9 protein-coding genes are annotated in these 7,769 nt (G+C 73.4%); 3 read left to right on the top strand and 6 right to left on the bottom strand.

Translation table 11 applies throughout. The features are described 5' to 3' along the window. Positions 1 to 38: 38 nt before the first annotated feature. From ACSNOH_RS31560 to recX, 3 genes are all read left to right on the top strand, one after another. Positions 39 to 1,106 (top strand): AI-2E family transporter, encoded by a 1,068-nt coding sequence (locus tag ACSNOH_RS31560; protein WP_436724879.1) that lies wholly within the window; start codon positions 39 to 41, stop codon positions 1,104 to 1,106. Positions 1,107 to 1,291: 185 nt separating this feature from the next. Then, positions 1,292 to 2,416 carry a recombinase RecA gene (recA, locus tag ACSNOH_RS31565; protein ID WP_436724873.1) on the top strand — a complete coding sequence of 375 codons (1,125 nt, stop codon included), beginning with the start codon at positions 1,292 to 1,294 and terminating at the stop codon, positions 2,414 to 2,416. A gap of 3 nt (positions 2,417 to 2,419) precedes the next feature. Further along, a complete protein-coding gene (gene recX, locus ACSNOH_RS31570) occupies positions 2,420 to 3,046 on the top strand; it encodes a recombination regulator RecX (RefSeq protein WP_436724874.1) in 627 nt (208 codons plus the stop codon). 105 nt (positions 3,047 to 3,151) lie between these two features. On the opposite strand, the gene ACSNOH_RS31575 is transcribed toward recX, so the two are convergent. The 6 genes from ACSNOH_RS31575 to ACSNOH_RS31600 all read right to left on the bottom strand — a co-directional run bounded on the left by ACSNOH_RS31575 (position 3,152) and on the right by ACSNOH_RS31600 (position 7,707). Beyond that, positions 3,152 to 3,526 carry a rhodanese-like domain-containing protein gene (locus tag ACSNOH_RS31575; RefSeq protein ID WP_436724875.1) on the bottom strand — a complete coding sequence of 125 codons (375 nt, stop codon included), beginning with the start codon at positions 3,524 to 3,526 and terminating at the stop codon, positions 3,152 to 3,154. Beyond that, positions 3,523 to 4,065, bottom strand: coding sequence for a cysteine dioxygenase (locus ACSNOH_RS31580; RefSeq protein WP_436724880.1), 543 nt, complete (start codon positions 4,063 to 4,065; stop codon positions 3,523 to 3,525). The genes ACSNOH_RS31575 and ACSNOH_RS31580 overlap by 4 nt, the downstream gene beginning before the upstream one ends. A gap of 96 nt (positions 4,066 to 4,161) precedes the next feature. Next, on the bottom strand, positions 4,162 to 4,248 hold the full coding sequence (locus ACSNOH_RS31585; RefSeq protein ID WP_436724881.1) for a putative leader peptide: 87 nt from the start codon (positions 4,246 to 4,248) through the stop codon (positions 4,162 to 4,164). A gap of 32 nt (positions 4,249 to 4,280) precedes the next feature. Continuing rightward, positions 4,281 to 5,948, bottom strand: coding sequence for an FAD-dependent monooxygenase (locus tag ACSNOH_RS31590; protein WP_436724876.1), 1,668 nt, complete (start codon positions 5,946 to 5,948; stop codon positions 4,281 to 4,283). Positions 5,949 to 6,151: 203 nt separating this feature from the next. Beyond that, a complete protein-coding gene (locus ACSNOH_RS31595) occupies positions 6,152 to 7,060 on the bottom strand; it encodes an amino acid ABC transporter permease (RefSeq protein ID WP_436724877.1) in 909 nt (302 codons plus the stop codon). After that, entirely contained in the window at positions 7,057 to 7,707 is a 651-nt protein-coding gene (locus tag ACSNOH_RS31600) for an amino acid ABC transporter permease (RefSeq protein ID WP_436724878.1), read from the bottom strand. The genes ACSNOH_RS31595 and ACSNOH_RS31600 overlap by 4 nt, the downstream gene beginning before the upstream one ends. Positions 7,708 to 7,769: the final 62 nt, after the last annotated feature.

A 7,769-nucleotide genomic window follows, 5' to 3' on the forward strand; every position in this document is an offset into this window, starting at 1 on the left:
GCGCCGGGCCCTGTGCTCCGTGCTGCCGCCCCGCCGGCATGCCGCCCTGGCTGCCCCGCGCCATGGTGTCGGCGCTCGCCCTGCTCGCCTGCTTCATGCTGGCGGTCTGGGCCTTCCAGCAGCTCCTCGGGCTGCTGCTGAACGTCCTGATCGCCTTCTTCCTCGCCCTGGCCGTCGAGCCGGCCGTGGGCCGGCTGTCCGCCCGGGGCATGCGGCGCGGCCTGGCGACGGGCGTGGTCTTCCTCGGCGTCACCGTCGTCGTCGCCGGCTTCTTCGCGCTGCTCGGCTCGATGCTTGCCGGCCAGATCGCGACCATGGTCGAGAACTTCCCCTCGTACCTGGACTCGGTCATCAAGTGGGTCAACCGGGTGTTCCGCACGCACCTCTCCCGTGTGCAGGTGCAGGAGAGCCTGCTGCACTCGGACTGGCTGCAGCGCTACGTGAAGAGCAGCGCCAGCGGCGTCCTGGACGTCTCCGCCACCGTCCTGAGCGGCCTGTTCCAGCTGCTGACCGTGTTGCTGTTCTCGTTCTACTTCGCGGCGGACGGGCCCCGGCTGCGCCGGGCCCTGTGCTCCGTGCTGCCGCCCCGCCGGCAGGCCGAGGTGCTGCGCGCCTGGGAGCTCGCCGTGGCCAAGACCGGCGGCTACATCTACTCGCGCGCCCTCATGGCGCTGATCTCCGGCGTCGCCCACTACGTGCTGCTCGTGATCCTGGGCGTGCCCTACGCGCCGGCCCTCGCGATCTGGGTGGGCTTCGTCTCGCAGTTCATCCCGACGATCGGCACCTACCTCGCGGGCGCCCTGCCCGTGCTGCTCGCCTTCACCGTCGACCCCTGGTACGCGGTCTGGGTGCTCGGCTTCGTCGTGGTCTACCAGCAGTTCGAGAACTACGTGCTGCAGCCGCGCATCACCGCCCGGACCGTCGACATCCACCCCGCCGTCGCCTTCGGCTCGGTGGTTGCGGGCGCCGCCCTGCTCGGGGCCGTGGGGGCGCTGGTGGCCATTCCGGCGACGGCGACCCTGCAGGCGTTCCTCGGTGCCTACGTGAGGAGGTACGAGGTGACGGGAGGTGCGAGGGGCGCGGCGGGCCCGGAGTGGCGCGCTTGACAGCAAAATCGAACATCCATTCTTATGGGTTCCCCGGTGCTGAGGAGCCCGTGTGCGCAGCCGCCTCCGGGCCCCTCGCGGGCCGGGTTATCCACAGGCCGGAGCGACGCCCGGGCGCATTGTCAGTGGCAGGCGTTAGCGTCGTGGACGTGAAGCGATCGACTCAAGCAAACCGGGTGGAACCCATGGCAGGTACCGACCGCGAGAAGGCGCTGGACGCCGCGCTCGCACAGATTGAACGGCAATTCGGCAAGGGCGCCGTGATGCGCCTCGGAGAGCGGCCGAACGAGCCGATCGAGGTCATCTCCACCGGGTCGACCGCTCTCGACGTCGCCCTCGGCGTCGGCGGGCTCCCGCGCGGCCGCGTGGTGGAGATCTACGGCCCGGAGTCCTCCGGTAAGACGACCCTGACCCTGCACGCCGTGGCCAACGCCCAGCGCGCCGGTGGCACGGTGGCCTTCGTGGACGCCGAGCACGCCCTCGACCCCGAGTACGCCAGGAAGCTCGGCGTCGACATCGACAACCTCATCCTGTCCCAGCCGGACAACGGCGAGCAGGCCCTGGAGATCGTCGACATGCTGGTGCGCTCCGGCGCGCTCGACCTGATCGTCATCGACTCCGTGGCGGCCCTGGTGCCGCGCGCGGAGATCGAGGGCGAGATGGGCGACTCGCACGTGGGCCTCCAGGCCCGCCTGATGAGCCAGGCGCTCCGGAAGATCACCAGCGCGCTCAACCAGTCCAAGACCACCGCGATCTTCATCAACCAGCTCCGCGAGAAGATCGGCGTCATGTTCGGCTCCCCGGAGACCACGACCGGTGGCCGGGCGCTGAAGTTCTACGCCTCGGTGCGCATCGACATCCGCCGCATCGAGACCCTGAAGGACGGCACCGAAGCCGTCGGCAACCGCACCCGCTGCAAGGTCGTCAAGAACAAGGTCGCGCCGCCCTTCAAGCAGGCCGAGTTCGACATCCTCTACGGCCAGGGCATCAGCCGCGAGGGCGGCCTGATCGACATGGGCGTGGAGCACGGCTTCATCCGCAAGGCCGGCGCCTGGTACACCTACGAGGGCGACCAGCTCGGCCAGGGCAAGGAGAACGCCCGCAACTTCCTCAAGGACAACCCCGCCCTCGCCGACGAGATCGAGAAGAAGATCAAGGCGAAGCTGGGCGTGGGCGGCAGCAAGCCCGAGGACGCGGAGGGCGAGCCCGCCGCGGCCGGTGACGGCGCGGACGCGCCTGCCAAGTCCGTGCCCGCTCCGGCGGCGAAGTCCACGGCGAAGGCGGCCAAGGCCACGGCGGCCAAGAGCTGATCCATGACACGGCGATGGGATCACCCCCGGCCGGGCCCCGGGGAAGACCTGCCGGGCCCGGGCCCGGACGACCGTACCGGCGGTGGCGCCCCCTCCTCGTCGAGGGCCGGGGACACCGGGGCGCCGCCGCGGCCCGAGGAGCAGGCGCGGGCGATCTGCCTGCGCCTGCTCACCGGGAGCCCGCGCACCCGTAAGCAGCTCGCCGACGCCCTGGCCAAGCGGGGCATCCCCGGCGAGGTCGCCGAGGAGGTCCTCTCCCGCTTCGAGGACGTGGGCCTGATCGACGACTCGGCGTTCGCCGGGGCCTGGGTCGAGTCCCGGCACCACGGCCGGGGGCTGGCCCGCCGGGCCCTCGCGCGCGAGCTGCGCACCAAGGGCGTGGACTCCGCGGTGATCGACGAGGCCGTGGGGCAGCTCGACGCCGAGCAGGAGGAGCGCACCGCCCGCGAGCTGGTCGAGCGCAAGCTCCGCTCCACCCGCGGGCTGGACCGCGAGAAGCGGCTGCGCCGCCTCGCCGGGATGCTGGCCCGCAAGGGCTATTCCGAGGGCCTCGCCCTGCGCGTGGTGCGCCGCGCGCTGGAGGAGGAGGGCGAGGACCCGGAGCTGCTGGATCACCTGACGGACGTGTAGGCCCGGCCTGCGGACGTCACAGCGCCCCGGAGTGCCCGGGCAGGAGCCGGGGCCGGACTGCGGAGGAGGGCCCGGACGTGCCGGTGTCCGTGCGGTGCAGCCGCGTCAGCGGCTCACCGGCAGCCCCGCTGCGCGCCACGCTTGAAAGCCGCCCGCCAGGTCCGTGGCGCGGTGCAGCCCCAGCAGGCGCAGGGAGGCCGCTGCCAGGCTCGACGCGTAGCCCTCGTTGCAGACCACGATCACCCGCAGGTCGTGCCCGGTCGCCTCGGCGGCGCGGTGCTCGCACAGCGGGTCGAGCCGCCACTCCAGCTCGTTGCGCTCCACCACGAGCGCCCCCGGGATGGTCCCGTCGCGCTCCCGCAGCGCCGCGTAGCGGATGTCGACCAGCAGCCCGCCCCCGGCCTGGGCGGCCGCGGCCTCGGCCGGGCCGAGCCGGTCCAGGCCCTCGCGGGCGGCCGCCAGCAGCTCCTCGACCCTCACGCCCACTCCTCCGGCCGCTCGACCTGCTCCAGCCGCAGCACCTGCCCGCTGCGGCCGTACCGCCGCATCAGGGGCAGCGGCGGATAGTAGGCGTGCACGGACACCGCATGCCGCTCCGCCGAGGCGTTGAGCACCTGGTGCACGTGGTGGGAGCCGAAGGCCCGCCCCTGCCCTTCCGGGAACTGCCGCTCGCGGTCGATGCCGTCGGCCAGCTCCAGGGTCTTCCATCCGTCCGTGGGCAACCGGGCAGCCAGCGAGTGCTCCGTCAGCACGCCGCTCGCGACGGCCAGCGCGCCGTGCGAACCGCCGTGGTCGTGCCAGCCGGTGCCGCTGCCCGGCGGCCAGCCGATCAGCCAGGCCTCGCTGTCGCCCGGCCCGTTGAGCCGCATCCAGGTGCGGCCCTGCGGATCCAGCGGGAGGGAGGAGACCAGGTGCGCGTCGGCGGCCGCGCGCCGGGCGAAGGCGAGGAGGTCCGCCTCTGAGGGCGCGCCCGGGGCGCCGGGGGAGACGAGGGAGGAGCCGGGCACGGGCGTGGGCAGGGGAAGGAACACGGGAACCGTCCTGAGTGATCGCGAAGGAGCGCGCGGCGGCCGGCGCACAGAGGCGCCACGCAGGCCGCGCGAGGGGAATGCGGATCAGCAGGACGGACGACAGACGCAGCCCGCGTAGCGGACGAGGTCCAGATGGACCCTCCGCCAGAAGAGCGCGCCGCTGTTAGTCACGTTCCGTAGTCAACCATGGCGGTCGGTGCGGGTCAACGGTTGGCCGTGGCTTCGCTGGGGGCTTCCTCCGCCGCCTGCGCGCCCCTCGCGTCCTTGCTGCCGCCCCGTACGGCCTCCGCGCACGCGTACAGCTCCGCGGGCCGCACCCCGGCCAGCGCGGCCACCAGATGCCCGTCCGGGCGCACCACGAGCACCGTGTGGGCGGGAGCGCCCGGGTACTCGTCGGTGACCAGCAGTTCGGCGCGCACGGGCAGGGCGCTGACGGCGGCCGCCAGCTGCGGCATGAGGCCCGCGTCCGCCCAGTGCCGCCGCTCCCACACGCCGCTGCCGGGCGCGGTCAGGATCACCAGGAGGTCGCCGCCCAGCCGCTCCCGCAGGGGTACGAGCGAGCCGTCGGGAGCGGTCACCCGCACGTCCTCGGCCAGGGCCCCCACGGGCGTGGCCACGGCGACGGACCCGGCCGGAGGTGCCGCGGGCGACAGGGGCGTACCGGGGTACGCGGGCGGCGCGCCCAGCTGTCCGCGCCCGGTGTGGCCGTCGGTGAGCAGCTCGTCGTGCCCGCGCAGGGCGCCCGGCAGCAGCGCGCGCCGCACGTTGTTCCACCCGCCCGCGCCCCGTACCGCCGGCAGCGCCCGGTCGGCGGCGCGCAGGCGCGCTCCGACGGCCGCGCGGCGCTCGGTCTGGTAGCTGTCCAGCAGGGTCTCGGAGGCGCCGTGGTGCCAGGCGAGGGCCAGTTTCCAGGACAGGTTCGCCGCGTCGCGCAGCCCCTCGTCGAGGCCCTGGGTGCCGAGGGCGCCCAGCAGGTGGGCGGCGTCCCCGGCGAGGAAGGCACGGCCGGTGCGCATCCGGCGCGTGAGGCGGTGGTGGACGGTGTGCACGCCGGTGTCCAGGAGCTCGTACGGCGGCACCTCGCCGCACCAGGCGGCCAGGGAGTCGCGCACGCGGGCGAGGAGGGCGTCGGGGGTGACGAGCTCGCCTCCGGGCGGCAGGGGCCAGTCGAGGCGCCAGACGCCGTCCGGCAGGGGACGGGCCGTCACCTCGCCGCCCCGTGCGGGCGACCGGTGCAGGACGGCCTCGCCGGGCCACGGCAGTTCGGCCCGGAGCGCGGCGACCGCGTACCGCTCGACGGCCGTGCGCCCGGGGAAGCGCGCGCCTAGGAGCTTGCGCACGGTCGAGCGGGCGCCGTCGCAGCCGACGAGGTAACTGCCCCGCCACGCCGGGCCGTTCTCGCCCCGCAGGAGCGCGGTGACGCCGTAGGCGTCCTGCCGGATCGTCTCCAGGCGGCCTGCGGGGACGACGCGCACCTTGTCCTCGGCGGCGAGCGCGGCCCGCAACTCCCGCGTCAGGACGTGCTGGGGGAGGTGCAGGGGCGACGGTCCGGCCTCCTCCGCGCTCTCGCCCCCGCCGCTCGCGGGGGCCTCCCCGGGGGCCGTGAACGACAGCCGGCCGGCCACGGCGCGGCGCCGCATGGTGCGCCAGCCCGTCCACCGGGCGCCCTCCTTCGTCGCGCACCCCAGCCGCTCCACCAGGGCGGCGGTGTCCGGAGCGAGCACGGCCGTCCGGGCCAGCCGCTCCTCGCCGGCTGCGGTGCCGGCGTCCGGCGCCTCGTCGAGGAGGACGACGCGCACCTCGTGGCGGGCGAGGCAGAGGGCGAGCACGAGGCCGACCGGTCCGGCCCCGACGACGATCACCGGGTCCACGGCACGGCTCCCGGGCATCCGCTGCGACCGAGATCCCTGCCCGGGGCTCCACGGTACGTACGGGGCGTACGGGATGTATGGGGTCCGACGGGGGGAACGCGGTGCTCGATCACAGAACGTATGCAACCCACTGCGGGTGCGTGCGTCAAGTGATCAGGGCGCTCGCCACGGCGCGCCGCACGGGGCGTCACCTGCGGGGTTGCTCAGCCGGTGCGGGAGCCGTCTGCGCCGGAGGCGCCGTCCGCGCCGGTCGTGGAGTCGGCCGTGACCGCGGCGCCGGCCGTCGCCATCGGGGGCGGGGCGCCCTTGCGCGAGCGCTGCGTGCGCCGTTCGACCCAGGTGGCCACCGAGGACAGCGCGAGGCAGAGCAGGATGTAGATCGAGCCGAAGACGATCACCATCGGGATGAAGGCGTAGACGCCGTTCACGGGGCGGGTCTGCTCGGCGAAGGCCTTGCCGACGAAGAGCAGTTCCTCGTAGAGGATGATGAATCCGAGCGAGGTGTCCTTGAGGGTCACCACGAGCTGGCTGATGATCGACGGCAGCATCGTCCGTACGGCCTGGGGGATCAGGACGCTCGTCATCACCTGCGTCTTGCGCAGTCCGAGGGCGTAGGCCGCCTCGCTCTGCCCGCGGGGCACGGCGTTGATCCCGGAGCGGAAGATCTCCGCCTGCACGGAGCCGTTGTAGAGCGTGAGGCCCAGGACCAGCGCCCACATCGGGTCGGAGGTGAACACCCCCGCGAACAGCAGGAAGATCATGATGACCAGCGGCATGGCGCGGAAGAACTCGACCACCACCGTGGCCGTCCAGCGCACGGGGCGGTGGTCGGAGAGCCGGGCGGCCGCGAGCACCGCGCCGAGCGCGACCGAGAGGACCGCCGCGATCGCGAACGTCTTCAGGGTCGTGATCAGGCCGTCGACGATCCGCTGGTGGGTGTCGGCGTACTCGTAGTCGTCCCACAGGCCGGGCTGGAACTGGCCGGTGTCGTCGAGCTTGTAGACGACGAAGGCGACCAGGCCGGCGATCGCAACGGTGGAGAGCGCCCCGTAGAGGCGGTTGCGGGCGCGCGCCCGGGGGCCGGGGGCGTCGTAGAGGACGTTCGCGCTCATCGGGCCACCGCCAGCCGGTTCTCCAGCAGCCGGAAGAGGCCGCTGATCGCGAGAGTGATGATGATGTAGCAGACCGCGATCCAGAGGAAGATCACGTAGATGTTGTAGCCGGTGTCGGCGTTGAGGGACTTCTGCACCGAGCCGAGCTGGGTCACGTTGAAGCCCGAGGCGATCGCCGTGTTCTTGGTGAGGGCGATCATCAGGCTGCCGATCGGCGGCACGGCGATGCGGGTGGCCTGGGGCAGGACGACCTGCCCCAGGGTCTGGCGGAAGGTCATCCCGATGGAACGGGCGGCCTCCGCCTGGCCCACCGGCACGGAGTTGATGCCGGACCGGACGGCCTCGCAGACGAACGCCGAGGTGTAGCACCCGAGCGTCAGCACGGCGAGCCAGAAGGAGTCCCAGCCCTTGAGGCCCAGGGCGGGCAGCCCCAGGGTGACGGCGAGGAACAGCAGCACGAGCGGGGTGTTGCGCAGCAGGGTCACCCAGGCGGTGCCGAATATGCGCAGGGCGGGCACCGGGGAGACCCGGAACGCCGCCATCAGGATGCCCAGCACCAGGGCGAGCAGACCGCTGAGCCCGGTGAGCTCGACGGTGCCGAGGAAACCTTCGCGGAACTCCGCGAAGTGGTCCGACAGAACGTTCAAGGCGGCGCTCCCGGCGGGTGGTTACGGATCGGCGGCGGACGGGGCGGAGGCGGGCATGAGGC

Source organism: Streptomyces sp. URMC 127 (genome assembly GCF_051386535.1).
Taxonomy (GTDB): Bacteria; Actinomycetota; Actinomycetes; order Streptomycetales; family Streptomycetaceae; genus Streptomyces.